At 62.2% G+C, this 22,624-nt stretch carries 22 protein-coding genes and 1 tRNA gene; 10 read left to right on the forward strand and 13 right to left on the reverse strand.

From position 1 onward, the window contains the following. Positions 1–26: 26 nt before the first annotated feature. The 3 genes from NCT04_RS03330 to NCT04_RS03340 form a co-directional block, all read right to left on the reverse strand. Positions 27–449, reverse strand: a complete 423-nt coding sequence (locus NCT04_RS03330; RefSeq protein ID WP_250463480.1) for a GNAT family acetyltransferase — start codon at positions 447–449, stop codon at positions 27–29. Continuing rightward, positions 446–1,630: an acetylornithine transaminase gene (locus NCT04_RS03335; protein WP_244827236.1), complete on the reverse strand. Its 1,185-nt coding sequence runs from the start codon at positions 1,628–1,630 to the stop codon at positions 446–448. Before NCT04_RS03335 ends, NCT04_RS03330 begins: the two co-directional genes overlap by 4 nt. A 307-nt stretch (positions 1,631–1,937) precedes the next feature. After that, entirely contained in the window at positions 1,938–2,969 is a 1,032-nt protein-coding gene (locus tag NCT04_RS03340) for a CDP-6-deoxy-delta-3,4-glucoseen reductase (RefSeq protein ID WP_250463483.1), read from the reverse strand. A gap of 95 nt (positions 2,970–3,064) precedes the next feature. Between NCT04_RS03340 and NCT04_RS03345 the strand changes: the two genes are divergently transcribed. Then, on the forward strand, positions 3,065–4,060 hold the full coding sequence (locus tag NCT04_RS03345; protein WP_250463745.1) for an NAD-dependent epimerase/dehydratase family protein: 996 nt from the start codon (positions 3,065–3,067) through the stop codon (positions 4,058–4,060). Here NCT04_RS03345 and NCT04_RS03350 read toward each other — a convergent pair. From NCT04_RS03350 to NCT04_RS03365, 4 genes are all read right to left on the reverse strand, one after another. Further along, entirely contained in the window at positions 4,057–4,233 is a 177-nt protein-coding gene (locus NCT04_RS03350; protein WP_244827238.1) for a hypothetical protein, read from the reverse strand. The two genes, NCT04_RS03345 and NCT04_RS03350, sit on opposite strands and share 4 nt — an antisense overlap. 122 nt (positions 4,234–4,355) lie before the next feature. Further along, entirely contained in the window at positions 4,356–5,213 is an 858-nt protein-coding gene (locus NCT04_RS03355) for an alpha/beta hydrolase (RefSeq protein ID WP_250463486.1), read from the reverse strand. A 40-nt stretch (positions 5,214–5,253) separates the two neighbouring features. Then, positions 5,254–5,970: a pseudouridine synthase gene (locus NCT04_RS03360; protein ID WP_244827240.1), complete on the reverse strand. Its 717-nt coding sequence runs from the start codon at positions 5,968–5,970 to the stop codon at positions 5,254–5,256. 71 nt (positions 5,971–6,041) lie between these two features. Beyond that, positions 6,042–8,396 carry a hypothetical protein gene (locus NCT04_RS03365; protein WP_250463489.1) on the reverse strand — a complete coding sequence of 785 codons (2,355 nt, stop codon included), beginning with the start codon at positions 8,394–8,396 and terminating at the stop codon, positions 6,042–6,044. A gap of 278 nt (positions 8,397–8,674) precedes the next feature. Here NCT04_RS03365 and NCT04_RS03370 point away from each other — a divergent pair, with 278 nt between their 5' ends. After that, positions 8,675–9,190, forward strand: coding sequence for a hypothetical protein (locus NCT04_RS03370; protein ID WP_250463492.1), 516 nt, complete (start codon positions 8,675–8,677; stop codon positions 9,188–9,190). Further along, entirely contained in the window at positions 9,175–9,333 is a 159-nt protein-coding gene (locus tag NCT04_RS03375; RefSeq protein ID WP_250463495.1) for a hypothetical protein, read from the forward strand. The genes NCT04_RS03370 and NCT04_RS03375 overlap by 16 nt, the downstream gene beginning before the upstream one ends. 67 nt (positions 9,334–9,400) lie before the next feature. Here the strand turns inward: NCT04_RS03375 and NCT04_RS03380 are convergent. The 3 genes from NCT04_RS03380 to NCT04_RS03390 all read right to left on the reverse strand — a co-directional run bounded on the left by NCT04_RS03380 (position 9,401) and on the right by NCT04_RS03390 (position 11,755). Next, positions 9,401–9,485: transfer RNA gene (locus NCT04_RS03380), tRNA-Leu, on the reverse strand. A gap of 104 nt (positions 9,486–9,589) precedes the next feature. Next, complete coding sequence (locus NCT04_RS03385; protein ID WP_250463497.1) at positions 9,590–10,750, reverse strand: ABC transporter substrate-binding protein; 1,161 nt, start codon at positions 10,748–10,750, stop codon at positions 9,590–9,592. 63 nt (positions 10,751–10,813) lie between these two features. Next, positions 10,814–11,755 carry a CysB family HTH-type transcriptional regulator gene (locus NCT04_RS03390; protein ID WP_250463500.1) on the reverse strand — a complete coding sequence of 314 codons (942 nt, stop codon included), beginning with the start codon at positions 11,753–11,755 and terminating at the stop codon, positions 10,814–10,816. A 254-nt stretch (positions 11,756–12,009) separates the two neighbouring features. Here NCT04_RS03390 and NCT04_RS03395 point away from each other — a divergent pair, with 254 nt between their 5' ends. The 6 genes from NCT04_RS03395 (at position 12,010) to cobA (ending at position 18,168) form a co-directional block, all read left to right on the forward strand. Further along, a complete protein-coding gene (locus NCT04_RS03395) occupies positions 12,010–13,686 on the forward strand; it encodes a nitrite/sulfite reductase (RefSeq protein ID WP_250463503.1) in 1,677 nt (558 codons plus the stop codon). Between the two features lie 27 nt (positions 13,687–13,713). Beyond that, on the forward strand, positions 13,714–14,253 hold the full coding sequence (locus tag NCT04_RS03400; protein WP_250463506.1) for a DUF934 domain-containing protein: 540 nt from the start codon (positions 13,714–13,716) through the stop codon (positions 14,251–14,253). 3 nt (positions 14,254–14,256) lie between these two features. Further along, complete coding sequence (locus NCT04_RS03405) at positions 14,257–14,979, forward strand: phosphoadenylyl-sulfate reductase (RefSeq protein WP_250463509.1); 723 nt, start codon at positions 14,257–14,259, stop codon at positions 14,977–14,979. A gap of 105 nt (positions 14,980–15,084) precedes the next feature. Then, the gene (gene cysD, locus NCT04_RS03410) at positions 15,085–16,047 is read left to right on the forward strand and encodes a sulfate adenylyltransferase subunit CysD (protein WP_244827248.1); all 963 of its coding nucleotides are present in this window, start codon (positions 15,085–15,087) and stop codon (positions 16,045–16,047) included. Positions 16,048–16,073: 26 nt separating this feature from the next. Further along, entirely contained in the window at positions 16,074–17,399 is a 1,326-nt protein-coding gene (locus NCT04_RS03415) for a sulfate adenylyltransferase subunit 1 (RefSeq protein WP_250463512.1), read from the forward strand. Positions 17,400–17,409: 10 nt separating this feature from the next. Then, on the forward strand, positions 17,410–18,168 hold the full coding sequence (gene cobA / locus NCT04_RS03420; protein ID WP_250463515.1) for a uroporphyrinogen-III C-methyltransferase: 759 nt from the start codon (positions 17,410–17,412) through the stop codon (positions 18,166–18,168). 84 nt (positions 18,169–18,252) lie between these two features. Here the strand turns inward: cobA and NCT04_RS03425 are convergent, their stop codons facing one another. Genes NCT04_RS03425 through lptF form a run of 3 tightly spaced genes read right to left on the reverse strand, consistent with a single transcriptional unit; the run spans position 18,253 to position 20,888 of the window. After that, positions 18,253–18,618: a sirohydrochlorin chelatase gene (locus tag NCT04_RS03425; RefSeq protein WP_250463748.1), complete on the reverse strand. Its 366-nt coding sequence runs from the start codon at positions 18,616–18,618 to the stop codon at positions 18,253–18,255. 19 nt (positions 18,619–18,637) lie between these two features. Next, positions 18,638–19,786 (reverse strand): LPS export ABC transporter permease LptG, encoded by a 1,149-nt coding sequence (gene lptG / locus NCT04_RS03430; RefSeq protein ID WP_244827252.1) that lies wholly within the window; start codon positions 19,784–19,786, stop codon positions 18,638–18,640. Positions 19,787–19,790: 4 nt separating this feature from the next. After that, positions 19,791–20,888, reverse strand: a complete 1,098-nt coding sequence (lptF, locus tag NCT04_RS03435; protein ID WP_244827253.1) for an LPS export ABC transporter permease LptF — start codon at positions 20,886–20,888, stop codon at positions 19,791–19,793. Between the two features lie 197 nt (positions 20,889–21,085). On the opposite strand from lptF, the gene NCT04_RS03440 reads away from it, so the two are divergent. Beyond that, positions 21,086–22,621 (forward strand): leucyl aminopeptidase, encoded by a 1,536-nt coding sequence (locus NCT04_RS03440; RefSeq protein ID WP_244827254.1) that lies wholly within the window; start codon positions 21,086–21,088, stop codon positions 22,619–22,621. Positions 22,622–22,624 lie beyond the last annotated feature (3 nt).

Raw genomic sequence — 22,624 nt, forward strand, 5'->3', positions numbered from 1 at the left:
TTTTATAGCCGCGTTTATAGAGACGTTTATAGCCGCTTGCCGAGGCTCACGACTTCATCCATCCGATACCCGAGCTTTTCATAGAAGCCGCGCAGTTCGGTCTTGACCGCGAGTATCTGCAGATTCACTTTCGGGCATCCGCGTGCCGCGAGCGCTTCTTCGGCATGGCGCATGAGCGTTGCGCCATAGCCGCGCCGGCGTAACGCGGGCGCCACGGCCAGCGAATAAACCCAGCCGCGATGACCGTCGTAGCCGGACATCACCGTGCCGACCACGCGGTCCTCGACCGTTCCGACGAAGAACAACTCCGGCTGCGTGTTCATCTTGTTGGCGATCGACAATGCCGGATCGCGCTGCGGCCGCGATGCATCCGCGTATTCGGGGAAGACATCGCGCCACAGGGCGATCACGGCTTCGCGATCGCTTGCATCGAACGTACGGATGATCACAGCGCATCCAGCACGGTGCGCAGCATTTTCAGCATTTGGTCGATCTCGTCCTTCGTCACGTTCAGCGCGGGCATGAAGCGCAACAGATTCGGACGCGCGGCGTTGAGCAGCAGGCCGTCGGGTTGCAACAGACGCGCCTTTTCGACGATCTGCGGACCCTTGTCGCTATCGAGCAGAAGCGCGCGCAACAAACCTTCGCCGCGCTCGCCCCTGAAGCCGCGCTCGGCCGACAGCTTCAACAACTCGGACTTCAGGTATTCGCCACGCTCGCGCACGCCTTCGAGAAAGCCGGGCGCGACGAGTTGCGAGATCACCGAGTAACCCACTGCCGTCATCAACGGATTGCCGTTGTAGGTGCCACCCTGATCGCCCGGTTCGAAACATTCGATTGCCGCCGTCGAAAGGAGCGCTGCCAGCGGCACGCCACCGCCAATACCCTTGCCGAGCGTCATGATGTCCGGCTCGATGCCCGACAGTTCGTAGGCGAAGAGCGTTCCCGCGCGGCCGCATCCGCTTTGCACTTCATCGACGATCAAGAGCAGGTTGTGTTGCTTCGTCAGATCGCGCAATTGCTGCATGAATTCGCGCGTGGCCGGAATCACGCCGCCTTCGCCCTGAATCGGTTCGAGCATCACGGCGACGGTCTTTTCCGTGATGAGCTTTTCCACCGATGCGATGTCGTTCAGATCGGCCTTCGGAAAGCCCGGCACTTGCGGTGCGTAGATGGTGTCCCAGCCCGGCTTGCCGCTTGCCGACATGGTCGCGAGCGTGCGGCCATGGAAACTGTGGTCGAACGTGATGATTTCATACGCGCCGTTTTTGAACTTGCGTCCCCACTTGCGCGCGAGCTTGATCGCGCCTTCGTTGGCTTCCGCGCCGCTGTTGGCGAAGAACACCTTGTCGAAGCAACTGTTGGCGGTGAGCAGACCCGCGAGCTGTGCCATAGGCGCGTTGTAGAACGCGGGCGACGGGTTGATGAGCGTGCGCGCCTGCTTTTCCAGTGCTTCGATCATGCCTTCGTTGCAATGGCCGAGCGAATTGACAGCCCAGCCCTGAATGAAGTCGAGATATCGCTTGCCGGTGTTGTCGTAAATCCAGGAGCCTTTGCCGTGCGTGAACACGATCTCGGGGCGGTTCGTGATGTACATCAGCGAATCGACGGGGTACTCATTGAAATTCATGACAGCAGGCTCCACGAAAGCAGTGACGAAGGAAAGGAAGCGAGAAGAACGGCGAGCCGAAAAAAACAAAAGCCACGGATATCCGTGGCTTCATTTCTTGCGCGTTGAACAAACCGAACCTTTGCGCGCAAATGCGTGACGAGCCAGCGGCATCCCTAGGGAAGCGGCGAGCGGCGACGTCGAAGTGCGCGAAGGTGAATCAGGATCGAGTTCATTCGCGAAGGATACGTTATCAAGTTCCCGCCTGTAAACCGTGCGCGCGAATTTTTATCCGCGCGCAGGTTCGCAGGCTGGCACCTTTGGCGATTCAGACCGGATGCGCGAGATCCGCCGCGCTCGTGAACGAATCCGCATAGAACTCGTCTTCCGGCAAGCGATGATGCAACGTGAAGTCGCGCTGCGCCGATTCCACCATCACCGGCGCGCCGCACGCGTACACCTGATGAGCGCTCAAGTCTGGCAGATCTTCGATGACAGCACGATGAACGAAGCCCGTGCGGCCGGTCCATGCGTCGTCGGCGTCGGGTTCGGAGAGCACCGGCACGAACTTGAAGTTCGGCACTTCGCGCGCCCATTGCTCGGCAAGCGCCATCATGTAGAGGTCTTTCTTGCGACGGCCGCCCCAGTAGAGCGTCATCGGGCGATTGAGGTTCTTGAACACCGCATGCTCGATGATCGCCTTGATCGGCGCGAAGCCCGTGCCCGACGCGAGCAGCACGATGGGCTTGTCGGATTCGTCGCGCAGAAAGAAGGTGCCGAGCGGACCTTCGAAGCGCAGGATGTCGCGTTCCTTCATCGCGCCGAAGACGTGGTCCGTGAACGTGCCGCCGGGCATGTGACGCACGTGCAGTTCGAGCGGGCCTTCGTGATGCGGCGGGCTCGCCATCGAATAGCTGCGACGTTTGCCGTCCTTCAGAATGAATTCGATGTACTGCCCCGCGAGATATTGCAGACGTTCGTTGGCGGGCAGTTGCAGCTTCAGTTCGATGACGTCGCCGGCCTTGCGTTCGAGCGCGTTCACGCGGCAGGGCAGCTTCTTCACCTGCACGTCGCCGACACCCGCGACTTCGCGCACGTCGATGGTGAGATCGGTCTGCGCGGTCGCGCAGCAGAAGAGCGCCATGCCGCGCGTTTTTTCGTCGTTCGAGAGCGCGGACGAGGAATGCGGCGCCTGCTCGATTTCGCCCTGGACAACGGACCCCTTGCAGGAGCCGCACGCGCCGTTCTTGCACCCGTAAGGCAGACCGATACCCTGGCGCAAAGCGGCCGTCAGGACCGGTTCATCGGGTTCCACCTGAAACTGCCGGCCGCTTTGCCGGAGCGTTACATTGAAAGCCATAGATCGAATTCTTGCTGTCTCGTGAAGGAGTGTTCCGTGCGATGCCGCGAGCCATGAAGCCGTCGACAATGACTGCCGCGGATACAATGCTCGGCATGATCGCCACTCGAACTTTGCGCCGCTCGCGCGTGCTTGTCGTCGGATGCGGCGATGTCGGCATGCGCGCGTTGCCGCTTCTGCAAAACCGCGCCGCCGCGCCGCGCGTGATCGCGCTTACGCATCATCCTGAACGCGCGGGCGAGTTGCGTGCCGCGGGCGCGCTGCCCATTGGCGGCGACCTCGACGCGCGCCGGTCGCTGCGGCGCCTGGCCGGTATTGCGAAGACCGTCTTGCATCTCGCGCCGCCGCAACGCGATGGCGCCGCCGATACCCGCACGCGTGCGCTCATCGCCGCGTTGCGCGCACCGCGCCGCTCCGTCGCGCGTGGCCCTATGCAACCGGGTTCGCGCATTGTCCGAAGGTCGTTCATTGTACCCGACGCCCCTTTCGCGACGGGCACGCGCTTCGTGTACGCAAGCACGACGGGCGTCTACGGCGATTGCGCCGGCGCGCACATCGATGAAACACGGCCCGCGCGTCCGGAGAACGAGCGCGCCCGGCGCCGCGTATCGGCGGAACGGCAACTGCGGCATGCAGGCGCGACGAGCGGCTGGCACGTGTCGATCGTGCGGATTCCGGGAATTTATGCGGCGAATCGTTTGCCCGTGGCGCGCATCGAGAAGCGCATGCCGGCGCTTCTGGCGAGCGAGGACGTCTACACGAATCACATTCACGCCGACGATCTCGCGGCCATCCTCGTGCGCGCGCTCGAACGCATGCGGCCGCAAAGAGTCATCAACGCATCCGACGATACGGATCTGCGCATGGCCGACTATTTCGATCTCGTCGCCGATGCCTACGGACTGCCGCGTGTGCCGCGCATCTCGCGCGAGGAAGCCGCGACGCAGCTCGAACCGGTTACGCTTTCGTTCATGCGCGAATCGCGACGACTCGCCAACGCGCGCCTGAAGCGCGAGCTCGGTTACGCGCTGCGTTATCCGACCGTTTCCGACTTCCTGCGCGCGACGGCAAGCGAGCGCGCGGCCCGCTAGATAAGCGCGGGCAAGGTTTCGAGCAGGATGAAGCACATCAGCGCGCCGATCAACGCGCCGATCAGATTCGGCGAATACTTGTGCCGCATGTGCATGGCGACGGCCAATGCCCCGATAAGAACAACGCTCAGTGCGGCGAACGCGATCAGCGCAACGGTGGTGTGGGCGAACATGATGCCCTCCTGCTTTTTTGATAGTCATTCTGGTGTCCGTGCTTTGAGTATATGAATACGGACGCCGGAAAGCATGCTGCGGTGCAACGCCTCGCGTTCAGGGCTTACACCGATTTGCAGGATCAATGCGCGCCGATAAACGCGGCGACATCGGCCAGAACCGGGGAATTTGCGTGTGCCGACGCGGTGAAGGCATCGACGATGCGCCCGTGGTCGTAGCCCGGATAGCGCTTGAGCTCGACGCTATCGTCGTGCGCGCGCAACGCCGCGGCGAAGCGCTCGCTGTTGCGCGGATCGACGACGTTATCGGCGGTGCCGGTGGCGAGAAGCATCGGCGGCTCGTTGCCGGAAATGAAGTCGATCGGCAGCGTTTCGGCGCGCTCCGCTGCCGGAAAGATGTCGCCCATGTGCGGCTCGGACGGAATGGCGACATACGGCCCGGCGAGCCCGATCATGCCGCGCAACGATTCCTTCGCCATGCCTTGCGCTTGCAGATAGCGGCCGTCGGTGGCGAGCATCGCCGCGATATGCGCGCCCGCCGAATGTCCCATCACGAAGATGCGCTCCGGGTCGCCGCCGAACTCATGCGCGTGATCGCGCGCCCAGCGCACCGAGGCGGCGGCATCGGCAAGGAAGCCAGGGAAGACGGTTTCCGGATATACGCGGTAATCCGGCGTCACCGCGACGAAGCCGCGTTGCGCGAGCGCGTCGGCCACGCCGCGCGAATCGGCGCGCTGGCCGGCTTGCCAGCTTCCGCCATAGAAATACACGATCACCGGACGCGCATGTTGCGAGGCTTCTTCGGGCGCGTAGACGTCGAGCCGTTGCCGCGAAGTCGGGCCGTAGGGCAGGCCGTCGGCGAGTTCTTCGTCATCGGACGCGGCCGTGACTGCCGTTGCCCGCGCGCGCGACGGACCGAAGCCCGCAGCGCACGCCGCCAGTGCCAGAGTGATGAAGCGCCGTCTCGCCGCGAGTTGCATGATGTCGTCGACCCTGAAAGTGATCGGCGCGCAGCCGATGCTATGACGTGCGTGAGTCCCGCAGCGCGGCGAGATCGGTCTCGTCGAGCCAGCGCCACGCGCCTTCGGCCAGGGACTCAGGCAAAGCATAACCGCCCACGCGCTCGCGATGCAGTTTCTCCACCCGGTTGCCGGCCGCCGCGACCATGCGCTTCACCTGATGGTATTTGCCTTCCTGCACGGTGAGTTCGAGCAGATGTTCGTCGCGTCGCGTGGCCGCGAGCGCGGCGCTCGGCTTCGTCTCGCCGTGCAACAGGACGCCTTCGACGAGGCGCGCGAGTTGTGCATCGTCGATGGGGTGACGCGTCGTCGCCAAATACAGCTTCGGCACCTTGCGCTTGGGCGACGTGAAGGCATGCACGAAGGCGCCGTCATCGGAGAGCAGAAGCAGGCCGGTGGTGTCCTGATCGAGCCTGCCGACGGGCTGCACGCCGCGCTCGATCAACTGCGGCGGCAACAGGTGAAAGATGCTCAGGTGATGTTGCGGATCGCGCGAACATTCGTAGCCGGGCGGCTTGTTCAGCGCGATGTAGGCTTTCTCGCGATACGTCCAGGCGTGCCCGTCCACTTCGAATTCGGGCGATGGCGTGAGGGAAATGCTCGCGTGGGGATCGGCGCAAACATCGCCACCGATACATACGCGGCCTTCGGCGACGAGTCCGCGGCATTGGCGGCGCGACCCGAAGCCTTGGGAGAAGAGGAGGGTTTCGAGGTCCATCGGATAGGCGGGGTTGAAGCGGCGATTCTAGCAAGCGGCGGGGGCTTGCGAGCGATTGCCCCCGCCGTTGCTCAATGCGCGTCGCCGCGACCCTTCGCCACCGTCGGCACGCCCCAGCCGAAGAGCGTCGCGTTGGAACGGTCTTCCGCGAGGCTCGTCACGGGCGCGTGGTGCGATCCCACGCTCCAGCGGCCATCGAAGGTCATCGCGGGCACCGCGGGCGCCGGGATGGCCGCGCCTTGACTGAAGTAGGCGATGTTCGCTTCGTATTGCGCGGCCGTCGCGTGGCGCAGGACTGCTTGCGTTTGCGCGTTGCGCGGATCGAGCGCCACGGCGCGCCGGGCATTGCGGACCGCGCAGGACGGGTCCTTGTTCAACGGGCACGAGCGGGCGCTTGCCACGGCGCTGTCGCGGGCGCGTTCCTGGCGGGCGACATCGGCTGCGAGTTGTTGAACTTCCGGGTTGCGCGATTGGCTCGAAGCGAGGACGCGCAGGTTGCGGCGGGCGGCAGCCAGGTCGCGATTGGCGAGCGCCTGCTGGACGGCGGCGATGTTGCGGGCCACGGCGGGTGATTCTTGCGGCGGATGGGTGTCGGCGGGTTTGGCGGCGATCGATGCTGTCTTCGATAATGGAGCGGCGGATGCGCTCGCGGCCGACGTGGTCGTGTGGTTGCGGGAAGCGTCCTGCGCGATGACGGTCGCGGCGGCTTGTGTCGATGCGAGAGGGGTCGTGGCGGGATGCGCTGCGTTTCCGGCTGCCGGGCTGTGTTGGGAGGCTTCGGGCGCGTTGGCGACTGCGGTCTGCGCAGCCGGCTTCGCGCTTGGCGATGCGGTCTTTGAAGCTGCCAATGTCGTCGCGTTGCTTCGCGAAGCATCCGCTGCGGTGACAGCGCCGGCTGCGGTCTGCGTTGCCGGCTTCCCGCTTGCGGTTGTTTCTGATGTTGTCGTCGTCGCGTTGCTTCGCGACGTATCGGGCGTGTTGGCGCTAGCGGCCGCGGTCTGCATCACCGGCTTTGCAGTCGTCGATGCAATGCCGTTCGATGCCGTCTTCGATGCCGCCGCGTTGCCCCGCGAAGCATCCGCCGGGGTGGCGACACCCGCTACGGTCTGCGTCGCCGGCTTCGATGACGTCGAGCCATTCTCAGGCTTCGAGTTCGCCGCCGTTTGCGTCGCAGGCGACGCGACCGCTCCAGGCGCGCTGTGAGCGGCGAGCGAAGGCGCTGCCGGTTGTGCGGCGTTCACATTCTTCTTGCCATCGGTACCGGCCGCGACTGCTTCCCGTGTGCCGATCGCATCGTTCGCGGGGGCCTTGTTCGATGAGCCGCTCGCCATCGTGGCATTGCCGGGCGATGCCGGTTTCACCGTCGATGCACCGGCGTCACCAGCACCAGCCGCATTCGACGCCAAAGCCTTGTTCTGCGATGCGCCAAGCGCGGAAGCTGCCGGCGTTTGCACGGAAACAGTGCCGCCGCCCGCCGACGGCTTGCTTTGCGATACCACTGCGCCGGTAGACACACCCGCATCGGCGATCGATGCGGTTTTCACCACCGGCGTAGTCGCGGACTGCGGAGCCTGACTCGTCGATGCCAGAGCCAGAGCAGCGGATTTCGGCTCCGTTCCCATTGCGGGCTTCGCAACCGTCGAATTCCCAAGCCCGGCGTTCGTCGCACGACGATCGGCCATTGCCGTCGCCATAGGCCGATTGCCCGACGGTGTCGCCGATGCTCCCGCTGTCACGCCGGCAATCGCCACGGAACCGCCCGCAGAGGATGCATCGGGTGCCCGACGCGAACTCGCATCGGCCGAATTCGCGCGACTAGCAAGCCTTTGCGCGTCATCTGCACGAACACGTTTCGCATCGTCGTCAGCCGATGCCAGTGTGCGCGCCTGTTCCGCGACCGCTCTCGATTGGTCGAGTCCGGCACGCTTCTCGTCGCCCGCGCCGCGCGCCGCCGACGCACCATTTCCAATCGATCCAGCCGCGCTGATCACCGGCCGGTTCGCCGTGACGACGCCTCCGTCCGATTGCACGTAAAGGTATCCGCCTGCGGCGAGTCCCGCGACCACGCCGCCAATGAGCACCGCCAGTCCCTTCCTCGCCGGCTTGCGCTCGGCCTCGGGTGGCAGGTCGCCCGGCTCGGCAAGACTCGGGTAGGACGTCACCATCCTGCGACGAACGAGACGCGTCAGCCAGCCGGTATCGCGCAGATCGGTAATGTCGAGTTGCCCCGGCATCGGCGCGGCGGCAGCGGCGGCCGCGGGCGCCGCGGATGCAATGGGCGCGACAGGATCGGATCGCGTCGTGAAGATCGCGCCCTGCCGATCGGACCCGCAAGAAGGGCACGTTTCTTCCTCTGCGCGCGAAACGGCGTTACAGCGGCGGCAAATCACCGAATCGAGCGTGAGCGAATATTCTGGTCGGTTCATGTCGCACCCTATTGGAGTTATGGCCCGACACATGGCGCGGGCGGGTCACGACATCGGAACTCCTAAGGAAGCCGAAAGCGGTCGCCTGCGCAGGCACGCATCCTCGCGATGCACCCTGCGCCGGAGTCCTGAATGCCGAGCGGGAGCCTATTTTTGCGACTCCCGGTGAAACGCGTCTACGCGATTGCGCACATAGGCGTAATGATCGTGTAGGGGAAAACGCGGAGTTTGTAGTCTGAATATGTGCGTTGCGCCGCATAAAACAGGTATTAGCGATCTTGTCCTGGCCGATAGGCCGACTACCCGATGCACGCGGCATCGGCGAAATTGGCGGTCAATGCAAACGAGCGGGCACGACGATGAAATCCAGCGGTTTTGAATCGACGACGCGGCAGTTGGTTCTTCTGCTGCCGATCTTCATGGGCGTGATCGAATACTTGTTACGTGTCGCGATGAGGCAGTCGGATCAGAGCGAGTTCTTTCCAATCTCGCTTGTCGCGTCGGGGATCAGTTTGAATCTTGCGGTGACTGCGTTGCCACACGACTTGCTTGAAGTGACTGCGGGACGGCAGCTATATAGGCATTTTCGGCAGGCGATATTTATTGCGAATCTGGGAATTTTCGCCTCGCTAGGCGGGGTTCTTCTGTGGATATACTTGCTACTGGCTTCATTCAGTGAGGATGTCAAAGGGTTGATCGTGCTTCATCCTTTGCTGGACGCTTTGTCCTACTACCTAATTTCAATGTCTTTGACATATCACAAGGCAGAGGTGGAAAAATGCTGGACCTCGTAATTGGATTCTTCAAGGAGTACGGAATCGTAGTCGTGATGTGCGGCGGCGCGTATTTCGCCTTGCCGCAATATCTCAAATGGCTCAACCGGAGGCTAATGGCAGAACGCGCGCAAGCGAAACTCGAGGACAGTCTCAGGCTGTAGACGCTATGCCTCGGTCGCCCCAAACGCAAAAAAGCCGCTCTAAAAAGAGCGGCTTTTTCATCAATTCTGGTGCCCAGGGCCGGAATCGAACCGGCACGCCTTGCGGCGGGGGATTTTGAGTCCCCTGCGTCTACCAATTTCACCACCTGGGCCTTCAAAATTGCCACTCGCGAGGAGCAGCAAATCGAGTCCGCGATTATGGCGCAAAAATCCGCCGTGGGCAAGCCGGTTCGACAAGCCGCCCGAAAGCACGCCTTCACTGACTCAAATAAGTGAACTGTCCGTCCTTGATCACGCCCATCACGCTTGCGCGCTGATCCAGCCCGACGTGATCCGTCGCGCTCGTGTTCACGACGCCATTCGGCACGACGAGCTCATGCGCGTGCTCCAGTTCCGACCGCAAAGCCACGCGGAATTCTTTCGTACCGGGTTTCGCGGTCTTGAGCGCGCGCGCCACGGCATCCTGCAAACGCGGGTACACGCCCGCCGCATCGCCGGCAAATTGCGTCACGGTGCCCTTGCCGTACTTTTCCTCATAAGCGCTCACGAACGCCAGCGCCGCTTTCTTCGAAGGATGATCGGCCGGCAGCGTGCGCGCGACGACCACGGGCTGCGTCGGAAAGAGCGTGCCTTCCACATCCTTGCCGCCCAGCTTGATGAACTCCGGCGTCGCAATGCCGTGCGTCTGATAGATCGCGCCCTTGTAGCCGCGCTCGACCAGCGTGCGCTGCGGCAAAACGGTCGGTGTGCCCGCGCCCGCGATCAGCACCGCATCGGGCTTCGCGGACATCAGCTTGAGAATTTGCCCCGTCACGCTCGCGTCGGTCCGGTTGAAGCGCTCGCTCGCGACGATCTTTATGTGACGCAACTCCGCGAACTTGCCGAACTCGTTGAACCAGCTGTCGCCGTAGCTATCCGCGAAGCCGATGAAACCGACCGTCTTCACGCCATGATTCGCCATGTAGCGCGTCATCACGTCGGCCATGGCGCGGTCGGTCTGCGCCATCTTGAAGGCCCAGACCTTCTTGCCTTCCTGCGGCTCGACCACCGAAGCCGAACCGATCAGCGTGATCATCGGTGTCTGGTATTCCGCCGCGGGATCGAGCGCCGCGAGCGCGGCCGGCGTGATGTTCGGGCCGACGATCACATCGACACGATCCTCGGTGATGAGCTTGCGGATGTTGCGCACGGCCGCGCCCGGGTCCGAACCGTCATCGAGGATGATGTACTCCGCGTTCTGCCCGGCGATGGTTTTCGGCCACATCAACATCGCGTTCTTGCTGGTGATGCCGATGGTCGCGGCGGGGCCCGTGCTCGACAGGTCCACGCCTACTTTCAGTTGCGCGTGCGCGGCAGCGGCCAGCGCGGACAGGGCAACGCCGGCCATGAGCCGGCGCGTGAACATCGACAACTTCATCGAAAAGCTCTCCAGGAGGGTGATGGGTTCTTCTGCGTCTCTATTACTCAAGACGAGTGGCGATCAGAGTTCGTAGCTTTCGTGGTCGCCCGAAAGCGCTTGCTCGATCAGCTTGCGATTCATCGACGGCGACAACAGTTCGACGAGCGTATACACATAGCTGCGCAAGTACGCGCCCTGTTTGAGCGCAAGCCGCGTCACGTTCGTGCCGAACAAGTGGCCAACCGGCATCGCGCGCAAATGCTTGTCGCGCTCCGGATTGAACGCGATGTCCGCCATGATTCCCACGCCGAGCCCGAGTTCGACATAAGTCTTGATGACATCGGCGTCGATGGCTTCGAGCACGATATCCGGCGTGAGATTGCGCAACGCAAACGCCTGATTGATCTTGCTGCGGCCGGCAAACGCCGCTTCATAAGTGATGAGCGGGTACTGCACCAGATCGTCGAGCGTGAGAAGCTTGCGTTCCAGCAGCGGATGATCGGCCGGCATGACGGCCAGATGCTGCCACTGGAAGCAGGGCAGCGAAATCAGTTCTTTATAGTTGGCGATGGCTTCCGTCGCGATAGCCACATCCGCCTGATCGTGGATGACCATTTCCGCGACTTGCGTCGGGCTGCCTTGCAGAATCGAAAGATGCACCTTGGGAAAGCGCTTCTTGAATTCCGCGATAGCCGAGGGCAGCGAGTAGCGCGCCTGAGTGTGCGTGGCGGCAATGACGAGATTGCCCTGATCTTGCGCCGCGTAGTCCTTGCCAACGCGTTTCAGGCTTTCCACTTCCTGCAGAATCTTTTCGACCGATGCGAGAATGATGCGCCCCGGCTCGGTCAGCGATCTGACACGCTTTCCGTGGCGTGTGAAAATCTCGACGCCGAGTTCATCCTCGAGCTCGATGATCGCTTTCGACACGCCCGGCTGCGAGGTAAATAAAGCCTTTGCGGCCTCGGTCAGGTTGAAGTTCTGCCGCACGGCCTCGCGGACGAAGCGGAACTGGTGCAGATTCATGTAGTGCCTTCGTTTTTTGCCCTTTCGTTATTACCTGAGGGCATATCAAAGTAAGTTTTAAGTCGTTTGCAATATATAGCAGGTTTATTACTATCAGTCCAATTTTTCCAATATCCATATCTGTTTTTGTCATTAGCTAATGAATTAAGCGTCGGAACGGCGCTTGCGGTGACGAATCAATATGGAATGGCTGAATTCTCAACGCGCCGCGTAACCTAGGACGCAGGCGTTTGAACTAAAACTTGGGGCCCCGAATGTACCAATACGATCAGATCGACCAGCGCATCGTCGACGAACGTGTCGCGCAATACGCCGACCAGGTTCGCCGTCGCTTGTCGGGCGAGTTGAGCGAAGAGGAATTCCGTCCGCTGCGTCTGCAGAACGGCCTGTACATGCAGCGTCACGCCTACATGCACCGCATCGCGATTCCGTACGGCAATCTGCGCAGCGATCAGATGCGCATGCTCGCCACCATCGCGCGCGAGCACGATCGTGGGTACGGCCACTTTTCCACGCGCACCAACATCCAGTTCAACTGGGTCGAGTTGGAAGAGACGCCCGAGATTCTGCGCAAGCTGGCATCGGTGCAAATGCACGCCATTCAGACGTCGGGTAACTGCATCCGCAACATCACGGCGGATCAGTTTGCGGGCGTGGCGCCGGATGAACTCGTCGATCCGCGTCCGTGGGCCGAGATTCTGCGTCAATGGTCGACGTTCCACCCCGAGTTCGCATGGCTGCCGCGCAAGTTCAAGATCGCGGTGTGCGGTTCGGAAGAAGATCGCGCGGCCACGCAGGTGCACGATCTGGGCGTCTATCTGAAGAAGAACGAAGCGGGCGAAGTCGTCGCGAGCATTCTCGCGGGCGGCGGGCTCGGCCGCACGCCGATCGTCGGCGCGGTCATCAAGGAAGACTTGCCCTGGCAGCATCTCATTACGTATTGCGAAGCCGTGCTGCGCGTGTACAACCGCTACGGCCGCCGCGACAATATGTATAAGGCGCGTATCAAGATTCTCGTGAAGGCGCTGTCGCCGGAGAAGTTCGCGAAGCAGGTCGAGGAAGAGTGGCAGCATCTGAAGGACGGCCCTTCGACCATCACGGCGGAAGAAGTCGCACGCGTGTCGCAGTACTTCGCGCCGCCTGCCTACGAAAAGCTGCCGGATACCGACGCCTCGTATGAAAAGCATCTGATCGACAGCAAGCCGTTCGCGCGCTGGGTCGAGCGCAATGTGCGTCCGCATAAGGTGTCGGGCTACGCGTCCGTCACGCTGTCGCTCAAGCCCACCGGCATTGCGCCGGGCGACGCCACCGACCAGCAGATGGACGATGTCGCCGCTATCGCCGATGAATTCTCCTTCGGTGAGATTCGCGTATCGCACGAGCAGAATCTGATTCTCGCCAACGTCAGGAAGCACGATCTGTACGCCGTGTGGGAACGCGCCAAGGCGGTGGGTTTCGCGACCTCGAACGTCGGTTTGCTGACCGATATCATCGCGTGCCCGGGCGGTGATTTCTGCTCGCTCGCGAATGCGAAGTCCATTCCCATCGCGCAAGCCATTCAAGAGCGCTTCAGCAACGCCGACTACGTGTACGACCTGGGCGACCTGTCGCTCAACATCTCGGGCTGCATCAACGCGTGCGGTCACCACCACGTCGGCAACATCGGCGTGCTGGGCGTCGATAAGGACGGCTCGGAGTGGTATCAGGTGACGCTCGGCGGCGAGCAAAGCTCGGGCGCGACTGGCGCGCATCTCGGCAAGGTCATCGGCCCGTCGTTCTCGGCGCATGAAATGCCGGATGTCGTGTCGAGCGTGATCGACACCTTCGTCGACAACCGCATGGAAGGCGAGCGCTTCATCGAGACGTATAACCGCATCGGCATGACGCCGTTCAAGGAGCGCGTGTACGCATCGCGCCAGGCGCACGCTTAAACGTCGACGAGACCGAGGACTTTGCAGATGGCTTTGATTATCAAGAACCGCTCCGTCGTCAATGACGATTTCACCGTGGTCCGTGCCGCCGAAGACGGCGCGCTGCCCGCACTCGATGCGCTGCCCACCGGCAAGTTGCTCGTGCCGTTCGCGTTGTGGAAGGAGCATCGTGCGGCGCTCGTTGCTGCGCATTCGAAGGACGAACTCGGCGTGTGGCTCGCGCCCGACGACGAACCCGCCGATCTCGTCGCCGATTTCGGCGACATCGCCGTGATCGCCGTCGATTTTCCAGTGTTCCGCGATGGCCGCGGCTTCTCCATCGGCCGCTTGCTGCGCGAGCGCTATCAGTGGACGGGTGAGTTGCGCGCAATCGGCGACGTGCTGCGCGATCAGTTGCTGTTCCACGCGCGCTGCGGCTTCGACGCATTCGCTGTGCGCGAAGACAAGGACATCAATGACGCGCTCAACGCGTTCAACGAGTTCACGGAGCGGTATCAAGGCGCGACCGACGATCTCGAACCGCTGTTTCGCCGTCGCAGCGCGGTTCTCGCGACGCTTGGAGCCTGAGGCATGACTCCCGAATTGCAAGCCAAGGTTGAACGCCTCGACGCGCTGCTCGATTCGATCGCAGCGCGCCATGAGCGCGTCAAGCTAGCCAGCAGCCTCGCCGCCGAAGACATGGTGCTCACGCACGCCATTCTGTCGCGCGAGGTGAATATCGGCATCTTTTCGCTGAACACGGGCCGTCTGCACGAGGAAACGCTCGGCATGCTGGACACGGTCAAGGCGCGTTATGGCTACGGCATCGAGCAGTTTCATCCGCGCCAAGATGCCGTCGATGCCTACGTCCGCGATCACGGCCTCAACGCGTTCTACGAGAGCATTGATTTACGCAAAAGCTGCTGCCATATCCGCAAGGTGGAGCCGCTCAATCGCGCGCTGTCGGATGTGTCGGCGTGGGTGACGGGGCAGCGCCGCGAGCAGTCGGTGACGCGCACCGAACTCTACGAGGAAGAGCACGACGCGCCGCGCGGCATCGCCAAGTTCAATCCGCTCGCGGACTGGACCGAAAGCGATGTCTGGGACTACTTGAAGGCCTTCGACGTGCCGGTGAATCCGCTGCATGCGCGCGGTTATCCGAGCATAGGCTGCGAGCCATGCACGCGCGCCGTGCGCCCCGGCGAAGATAGCCGCGCCGGCCGCTGGTGGTGGGAATCGCGCGATACGAAAGAATGCGGCCTGCACATCACGAACATCAAGATCGTCGAAGAAGCACCGAGTTCGGCTATCTGAATCATCGAGGTGCTCAGAGAGAAGCGCCCGGTACGAACACTGTCACTGAACGCGGCGTTAAAGCGCCACAAACGCATGACGCAGCCAATAAAAGGATCGACGCATATGAGCACCACGCTCGACTCTACCGTCACCGCCCCGATTACCAATCAGGCGACCCGGATGGACCATCTCGACTGGCTCGAAGCCGAGTCGATCCACATCCTGCGCGAACTCGTCGCGGAGTGCAGCAAGCCCGCGCTTCTGTTCTCGGGCGGCAAGGACTCGGTCGTCGTGCTGCATCTGGCGCTTAAGGCATTCGGTCTCGGCGCGGGCCGCAAGACCGTGCTGCCGTTTCCGCTCGTCCATATCGACACCGGCCATAACTTCGGCGAAGTGATCGAGTTTCGCGACCGGCGCGCGGCTGAAATCGGCGCGGAACTGGTCGTCGGCCACGTCGAGGATTCGATCAAGAAGGGCACCGTGCGTCTGCGTCGCGAAACCGATTCGCGCAACGCCGCGCAAGCGGTGACGCTGCTCGAAACCATCGAGCAATACGGCTATACGGCGCTGATCGGCGGCGCGCGCCGCGACGAAGAGAAGGCGCGTGCGAAGGAACGTATTTTTTCGTTCCGCGACGAATTCGGCCAGTGGGACCCGAAGGCGCAGCGTCCAGAACTCTGGAGCATCTATAACGCGCGTCTGCATCCGGGCGAACACTTGCGCGTGTTCCCCATCTCCAACTGGACCGAACTCGACGTGTGGCAATACATTGCGCGCGAGAAACTCGATCTGCCGTCCATCTATTACGCGCATGAGCGCGAGATCGTGCGCCGCAACGGCCTGCTCGTGCCCGTGACGCCGCTCACTCCGGTGCGCGACGGCGAAACCGCCGAGATGGCGCAAGTGCGCTTCCGGACGGTCGGCGACATCAGTTGCACGTGCCCGGTTTCGAGCGATGCCGACGACGTCGAAAAGATCATCGCCGAAACGGCCGTGACGGAAATCACCGAACGCGGCGCCACGCGCATGGACGATCAGGCTTCCGAAGCCGCGATGGAACAGCGCAAGAAGCAAGGTTATTTCTGAAGCCACGCCCCCAAGGAACGAACGAAATGAGCATCTATCAAGCTGAAGACCTGGGCGTGTTGCGCTTCATCACGGCGGGCAGTGTCGACGACGGCAAGAGCACGCTGATCGGCCGCCTGCTGTACGACAGCAAAGCCGTGCTGTCGGACCAGTTGTCCGCCATCTCGCGCGCCAAGAACAAGCGCACCGTGGGCGATGAGATCGACTTGTCGTTGCTGACCGACGGCCTCGAAGCCGAGCGCGAGCAGGGCATTACCATCGACGTCGCGTATCGTTATTTCGCGACCGCGAAGCGCAAGTTCATCATCGCGGATACGCCGGGTCACGAGCAGTACACGCGCAACATGGTGACGGGCGCATCGACGGCGCATGCGGCGATCATTCTCGTCGACGCGACGCGCGTCACCTTCGACAACGGCGACGCTCAACTCCTGCCGCAGACCAAGCGCCATAGCGCGATCGTCAAGTTGCTCGACTTGCAGCACGTGATCGTCGCGATCAACAAGATGGATTTGGTCGAGTACAGCGAAGCGCGCTTCAACGAAATTCGCGATGCGTACGTCGTGCTCGCGCGTCAGCTTGGAATCGCGAATGTGCGCTTCGTGCCGGTGTCGGCGTTGAAGGGCGACAACATTGTGTCCGCGAGCGAGCGCATGCCGTGGTATGCGGGCGAGCCGCTGCTCGACTTGCTCGAATCGCTGCCGGTCGCGCAGCCCGTCGATCAGGCGCTGCGTTTCCCGGTGCAATGGGTCGCGCGTCAGGACGGCTCTCAAGCCGACGATTTCCGCGGCTACATGGGCCGCGTCGAAGCGGGCGAAGTGCGTCTTGGTGACGCCATCACCGTGCTGCCGGCGAATCGCCAGGCGACGGTCGCCGAGATCATCGCGCCGGTGCCGGGCGGCGTTGCGCCGGTGGATCGCGCGTTTGCCGGCCAGACGGTGACCATTCGTCTCGCCGAGGATGTCGATGTCTCGCGTGGCGATACCTTCGTGCCGCGCGCGGAGAGCGAAGCGCAGACGGTCGAACCCGCGAAGAAGCTCGAAGCGGATCTGTGCTGGTTCGACGAAGAGCCGCTTTCGCAGCAGCGCAAGTATTTGTTGAAGCAGACGACAAACACCGTGTTCGCGCGGATCGGCGCGGTGAAGGAAGTGCTGGATGTGCATACGCTGTCGCATTCGGTCGATCGCAATACGCTCGCCATGAACGATATCGGCCGCGTGGCGTTGACCTTGCAGAAGCCGCTCGTCGCGGACTTGTACGAGACGCATCAGGGCACGGGCGCGTTCGTCTTGATCGACGAGGCGACGCATCACACGGTCGCAGCCGGTATGATTCGCGCAATCTCAGCCTGAGTGCATGCAAATGGGTAAGGTCTATCTGATCGGAGCAGGGCCGGGCGCGGCGGATCTCATCACCGTGCGCGGCATGCGTTTGCTCGAACAGGCCGACGTGGTGCTGCACGACGCGCTCGTCGAACCTTCGATGCTCGACTACGCGCCGAACGCACGCAAGATCGCGGTCGGCAAGCGTTGCGGGCAGCGTTCGACGGCGCAGCATTTCATCAGCAAGCAGATCGTCGATGCCGCTTTGGAACACGCCCTTGTCGTGCGTCTAAAGGGCGGCGATCCGATGCTTTTCGGCCGCGCGGATGAAGAGATGCGCGCGTTGGAGGCGGCGGGTATCGACTATGAAGTGGTGCCGGGAATCACGGCGGCGCTCGCCAGCGCGGCGACGCTCAAGCGCTCGCTGACCTTGCGAGGCGTCGCGCGCAGTGTCGCGCTGGCGACGCATAGCCGCGCCGCCGACAGCGACGATATCCGCGAGCAGGCGCAGGCGGATTCGCTCGTGTTCTACATGGGCCGAGACAGCGCGCCAGACATTGCCCAACAGTTGATCGATGCGGGACGGCCGGGTTCGACGCCGGTGGCGATCGTCGAGGCGTGCAGCACGCCGCGCGAGCGCACGCTTACGCTTACGCTGGCGCGCATGGCGCTAGGCGAGGCGCAGGAATGGCTCGATGCATCGCAGCCGAGTTTGCTGATGATAGGCGAGGCGTTTCGGGATCGCGACGCGGTGGTGAAGCCGAAGGTGCATTTGAAGGGGATGCAGGCGGCGGCTTGAGTTGATACGTCGGTAACGCGTTCGGTTGCGCCACTCGTTTAATGCTTTGCGTGACTCGGCTAGATGACGGGCAGACACAACGACTCAAACCTGCCGCAAACAATACTCCGCGACCGCATCCAGCACCGCATCATCCTCGCCGACCGCCGTCGCGCAATGAATCGCGACAGAGGGATGCGCCGCGCGACACGTCTCGATTACCGCCGGCAAGTCACGCCTCACATGACCGCCTTGCCCGAAGAACACGGGCACCACGGTAACGGCATCGCAACCTTCTTCAGCCAACTGCGTCACCGCCGAAGGCAGATTCGGCGTCATCAACTCCAGAAACGCAAGCGCAACCGGCTCGTCGCGCCCGGCACGCAGGCGCGACGCAAGCCGTTCGAACGGCTCCGCCCAACGTGGATCGCGTGCGCCGTGTCCGAACAGTACGATGCCGTGCTTGCCCATCATCTTCTCCCGAAGAAACTCAGTGCCGCTCGACCCACTTGAGCCCCAGCAAGCCAATGGCGAGATAGGCGAGGGCAGGCGCGGCCGCAGTAATCGGAGCCGGCCACGTATTCAAGGTCCCGATGTGCGAGAAGAGCGTATTGAATAGCTGAAAACTCATCCCGATCATGATGCCGCCGAACACCTTCACGCCGACCACGCCAGCCCGCGTGTGCAAATATGCGAACGGCAGCGACAGCACCAGCATGACGAACACCGCGAACGGATAAAGAATCTTGCGCCAAAACGCAATCTCGTAACGCTGCGTGTCCTGATGATTTTCCGTCAAGTGCTGGATATAGCGAAACAGGTTGAACATCGACATGCGATCCGGTGACACCAGCAGCACCGACAGAATCTGCGGCGTAAGCTCGGAACGCAGCGAGTACTCCGGCAGCGTGGTTTGCTTCGCGTTGTAGATAGGGTTGAGCGCGTCGTTGGGATTGATGGCCGCGAGCGGCGCATCGACCAGTTGAGTGTCCGTTACCCCCGTCAGCTTCCAGTGGCCCGGCGGTTCGAAGACGCCACTCTGCGCTATACGCACATTGGTGAGACGGAACTTCGAATCGAATTCATAGATACGCACGTTGGCGATCGTCGTATCCGGGTTCAACGTGCCCACGTTGACGAAGCGCGTGACTTGCTCGCCGTTCTCCTTCGCGGTCAGCGTGTCCTTTACCCACACGCCCGACTGGAAATTCGACGAGACCGACGACCCCAGCGCCTCCAGACGCACGCGCTCCGACAACTGATCCGCATAAGGCCCAACCACTTCGCCGATGATATACGTCACCAGCACGAGCGGAATCCCGATCTTCAAGAGCGAACGCAATGCCGTGCCCGTCGAGAGTCCCGACACGCGGAAGATGGTGAATTCGGACGCCGCCGCCATCTGCGCGAAGACATAAATGGCCGAGATGAGCGCAGCAACCGGAATGATTTCGTAGAAGCGCGAAGGCGTCTGCAAGGCCACGCGCAATATCGCGAGCGTGAACTTGTAGTTGCCATGCCCCACGGTGTTCAGTTCGTTGATCAGGTCGAAGAAAAAGAACAGGCCCGAGAACGCGAACAAAATGAAGATGAACGCCAGATAGATCTGGCGCGCGAAGTATCGTTCGTAGATGCGCATTGCGTCAGGCTCCCTTCGAACGCGTGAACGTCGAGAGCGTGAAAAGTGGCCGGTTGCGCACGCGCAGCCAGAAGATGAACGCCACGAGCGCCGCCACCAGCAAATGCAGGCCCACGAGTCCCACGCCGAACGACATCTTTCCCTGCTCGATCCATGACTGGACCACGTTCAGCAAATTCGAATAGGTCAGATAGATGAGCACGGCCATCACGAGATTGATGGTCCGGCTGCGGCGCGGGTTCTGATAAGACAGCGGAATGGCGAGCAGCATCAGGTTGATGGCGATGAGCGGCAGACCCAGGCGCCACGCGAATTCCGCGAGGTTGTCCTTGCTCGGATTGGCGAGCAGGTCGGGCGTGGATATGCCGGTGGTGGTCGGCGTGTTGACGACCTGATGACTCATTATCTTCACACCGTAGCGCTCGAACTCCGTGATGCGGAAATTCGGCTGGCCAGGCTCGCCATCGTAACGACGTCCGTTTTCCAGCACGATGAAGCGGTCGCCGTCGGGGCGCGTCTCCGTGTGTCCGTTCTTCGAGACGATGACGTTGACCTTGCCGCCTTCGGTGCTCGTGACGAACACGTTCTCCACTTGCGACTGATCGGGCGACATCTTCTCGATGAAGAACACGCGATGACTCGAAGGCGATTCGCGGAACTGGCCCGGCGCGAGCAGCGATACTTCATCGCGTTGCTGGAAGCGCGCCTTGATGAGTTTGCTCTGCTGATTCGACCACGGCCAGCCGACGAACGCGAAAAAGACGATAAGGATGATGATCGGCGTGGAAAACACCGCGATGGGCTTGATGAGCTGCGTCTGGCTCACGCCCGAGGCAAGCCACACGACCATCTCCGAGTCGCGATACCAACGCGTCAGCACGAAGAGGATGGAAACGAACAGCGTCACGATCAGCATGACCGCGAGATAGCCGATCACGGTGAGCCCGATCAGCACGACGACATCGCGCGGGTCGACCTGGCCCGATGCCGCGAAGCCGACGATACGGATCATCATCGTCGTGAGCATGATCGTGAGCAGCACCATGAATACGGCGCCGGCCGTATACGCGAGTTCGCGCTGCAGGGAGCGTTCGAAGATCATTGAATTTAGCTGAATTTAGCTGAAGGCCGGCGGCGATGCGGCGTAACGAACATGCCCTGCAACAACAAGAAGTAGATGCAGTAGCAATGCAATCGTTCCCCGAGTCAGTCGGGCTTTGCCTGTGACCGCCGCGGAAAAAATAGCGGATAATTGCGGCTTTCATCCTTCAGCCCAGATTTTATCCGAGGATAAGCGCGATGGACTTTAGCATAAAAGCCTGTGATTGGAGCAAAGGCGAGGCAAATGGTTTCCTCACCGGGAAGTCAGATGTGATCGTGCTCGGCATCTTCGAAGCACAGACGTTGACAGGCGCCGCACGCGACATGGATGTCGCCACCAAAGGGCTCGTTTCGCGCGTCGTGAAGGCCGGCGACATGAACGGCCGCGCAGGCACCACGCTCCTCATTCCCGAAGTCACGGGCATTGGCGCATCGCGCATCTTGCTCGTCGGACTCGGCAAGCAGGACGCCTTCAATCAGAAAGCATATGGCGAGGCAGTACGTGCCGCGTGGCGCGTGATTCTCGGCGCCAAGATCGTCCAGGCTACGTTTACGCTCGCGCAGTTGCCCATTCAGGAACGCAGCGGCGACTGGGGCGTGCGCGCCGCCATCCTCGCATTGCGCGAACTGACCTACAAGTTCACGCAGATGAAGAGCAAGCCCGACAACAGCGCGCGCTCGCTCAAGAAGATCGTCTTCAGTGTCGATCCCGCCGATGAAAAAGCCGCGAAGGCCGCAGCCAGGCAAGGCGTGGCGATCGCCAACGGCATGGACCTCACGCGCGATCTCGGCAACCTGCCACCGAATGTCTGCACGCCGACTTATCTCGGCCAGACCGCGAAGAAGCTCGGCCGCGACTGGAAGCTGAAAGTCGAAGTGCTCGGCCAGAAGCAGATCGAAGCGCTCAACATGGGCTCGTTCCTGTCGGTGGCGAAGGGTTCGGTGGAACCGCCGCAATTCATCGTCATCCATTATCAGGGCGCGGGCGGGACCGAGTCCGGCAAGGCGAAGGGCAAGAACGCGCCGGTCGTGCTGGTCGGCAAAGGCATCACGTTCGATACGGGCGGCATCTCCATCAAGCCCGGCGATTCCATGGACGAGATGAAGTACGACATGTGCGGCGCGGGCTCGGTATTCGGCACGCTGCGCGCGGTCGCCGAGATGGGGCTCAAGCTGAACGTCGTCGGTGTCATCCCGACTTGCGAGAACATGCCCGCGGGCAACGCGCTCAAGCCGGGCGATATCGTCACCGCCATGAACGGCACGACCATCGAAGTGCTCAACACCGACGCCGAAGGCCGTCTCATTCTGTGCGACGCGCTGACCTACGCGGAGCGCTTCAAGCCTGCCGCCGTCGTCGACATCGCGACACTTACCGGCGCCTGCGTCATCGCGCTCGGCCATCACAACACGGGCCTGTTCTCGAAGGATGACGCGCTCGCCGGCGAATTGCTCGATGCCTCGCGCGAAGCCGTCGATCCGGCGTGGCGTCTGCCGCTCGACGACGAGTATCAGGATCAGCTCAAGTCGAATTTCGCGGATGTCGCGAATATCGGCGGGCGTCCGGGCGGCAGCATCACGGCGGCGTGCTTCCTGTCGCGTTTCGCGCAGAGCTATCCGTGGGCGCATCTGGATATCGCCGGGACCGCGTGGAAGAGCGGCGCGGCGAAGGGCGCCACGGGCCGACCCGTGCCGCTGCTCTCGCAGTTCCTGATCGATCGCGCGGGCCAGTGAGCG

Source organism: Caballeronia sp. GAFFF2, from assembly GCF_023631485.1.
GTDB lineage: Bacteria > Pseudomonadota > Gammaproteobacteria > Burkholderiales > Burkholderiaceae > Caballeronia.

What these genes read in the sequence shown, in the direction of transcription:
- lptF (WP_244827253.1), bottom strand. Translation starts at nt 20,888, where the DNA reads ATGATCTTCGAACGCTCCCTGCAGCGCGAACTCGCGTATACGGCCGGC.
- NCT04_RS03385 (WP_250463497.1), bottom strand. Translation starts at nt 10,750, where the DNA reads ATGAAGTTGTCGATGTTCACGCGCCGGCTCATGGCCGGCGTTGCCCTG.
- cysD (WP_244827248.1), top strand. Translation starts at nt 15,085, where the DNA reads ATGAGCACCACGCTCGACTCTACCGTCACCGCCCCGATTACCAATCAG.
- NCT04_RS03390 (WP_250463500.1), bottom strand. Translation starts at nt 11,755, where the DNA reads ATGAATCTGCACCAGTTCCGCTTCGTCCGCGAGGCCGTGCGGCAGAAC.
- NCT04_RS03440 (WP_244827254.1), top strand. Translation starts at nt 21,086, where the DNA reads ATGGACTTTAGCATAAAAGCCTGTGATTGGAGCAAAGGCGAGGCAAAT.
- NCT04_RS03415 (WP_250463512.1), top strand. Translation starts at nt 16,074, where the DNA reads ATGAGCATCTATCAAGCTGAAGACCTGGGCGTGTTGCGCTTCATCACG.
- NCT04_RS03345 (WP_250463745.1), top strand. Translation starts at nt 3,065, where the DNA reads ATGATCGCCACTCGAACTTTGCGCCGCTCGCGCGTGCTTGTCGTCGGA.
- lptG (WP_244827252.1), bottom strand. Translation starts at nt 19,786, where the DNA reads ATGCGCATCTACGAACGATACTTCGCGCGCCAGATCTATCTGGCGTTC.
- NCT04_RS03340 (WP_250463483.1), bottom strand. Translation starts at nt 2,969, where the DNA reads ATGGCTTTCAATGTAACGCTCCGGCAAAGCGGCCGGCAGTTTCAGGTG.
- cobA (WP_250463515.1), top strand. Translation starts at nt 17,410, where the DNA reads ATGGGTAAGGTCTATCTGATCGGAGCAGGGCCGGGCGCGGCGGATCTC.
- NCT04_RS03365 (WP_250463489.1), bottom strand. Translation starts at nt 8,396, where the DNA reads ATGAACCGACCAGAATATTCGCTCACGCTCGATTCGGTGATTTGCCGC.
- NCT04_RS03425 (WP_250463748.1), bottom strand. Translation starts at nt 18,618, where the DNA reads ATGGGCAAGCACGGCATCGTACTGTTCGGACACGGCGCACGCGATCCA.
- NCT04_RS03360 (WP_244827240.1), bottom strand. Translation starts at nt 5,970, where the DNA reads ATGGACCTCGAAACCCTCCTCTTCTCCCAAGGCTTCGGGTCGCGCCGC.
- NCT04_RS03375 (WP_250463495.1), top strand. Translation starts at nt 9,175, where the DNA reads ATGCTGGACCTCGTAATTGGATTCTTCAAGGAGTACGGAATCGTAGTC.
- NCT04_RS03335 (WP_244827236.1), bottom strand. Translation starts at nt 1,630, where the DNA reads ATGAATTTCAATGAGTACCCCGTCGATTCGCTGATGTACATCACGAAC.
- NCT04_RS03400 (WP_250463506.1), top strand. Translation starts at nt 13,714, where the DNA reads ATGGCTTTGATTATCAAGAACCGCTCCGTCGTCAATGACGATTTCACC.
- NCT04_RS03355 (WP_250463486.1), bottom strand. Translation starts at nt 5,213, where the DNA reads ATGCAACTCGCGGCGAGACGGCGCTTCATCACTCTGGCACTGGCGGCG.
- NCT04_RS03350 (WP_244827238.1), bottom strand. Translation starts at nt 4,233, where the DNA reads ATGTTCGCCCACACCACCGTTGCGCTGATCGCGTTCGCCGCACTGAGC.
- NCT04_RS03395 (WP_250463503.1), top strand. Translation starts at nt 12,010, where the DNA reads ATGTACCAATACGATCAGATCGACCAGCGCATCGTCGACGAACGTGTC.
- NCT04_RS03405 (WP_250463509.1), top strand. Translation starts at nt 14,257, where the DNA reads ATGACTCCCGAATTGCAAGCCAAGGTTGAACGCCTCGACGCGCTGCTC.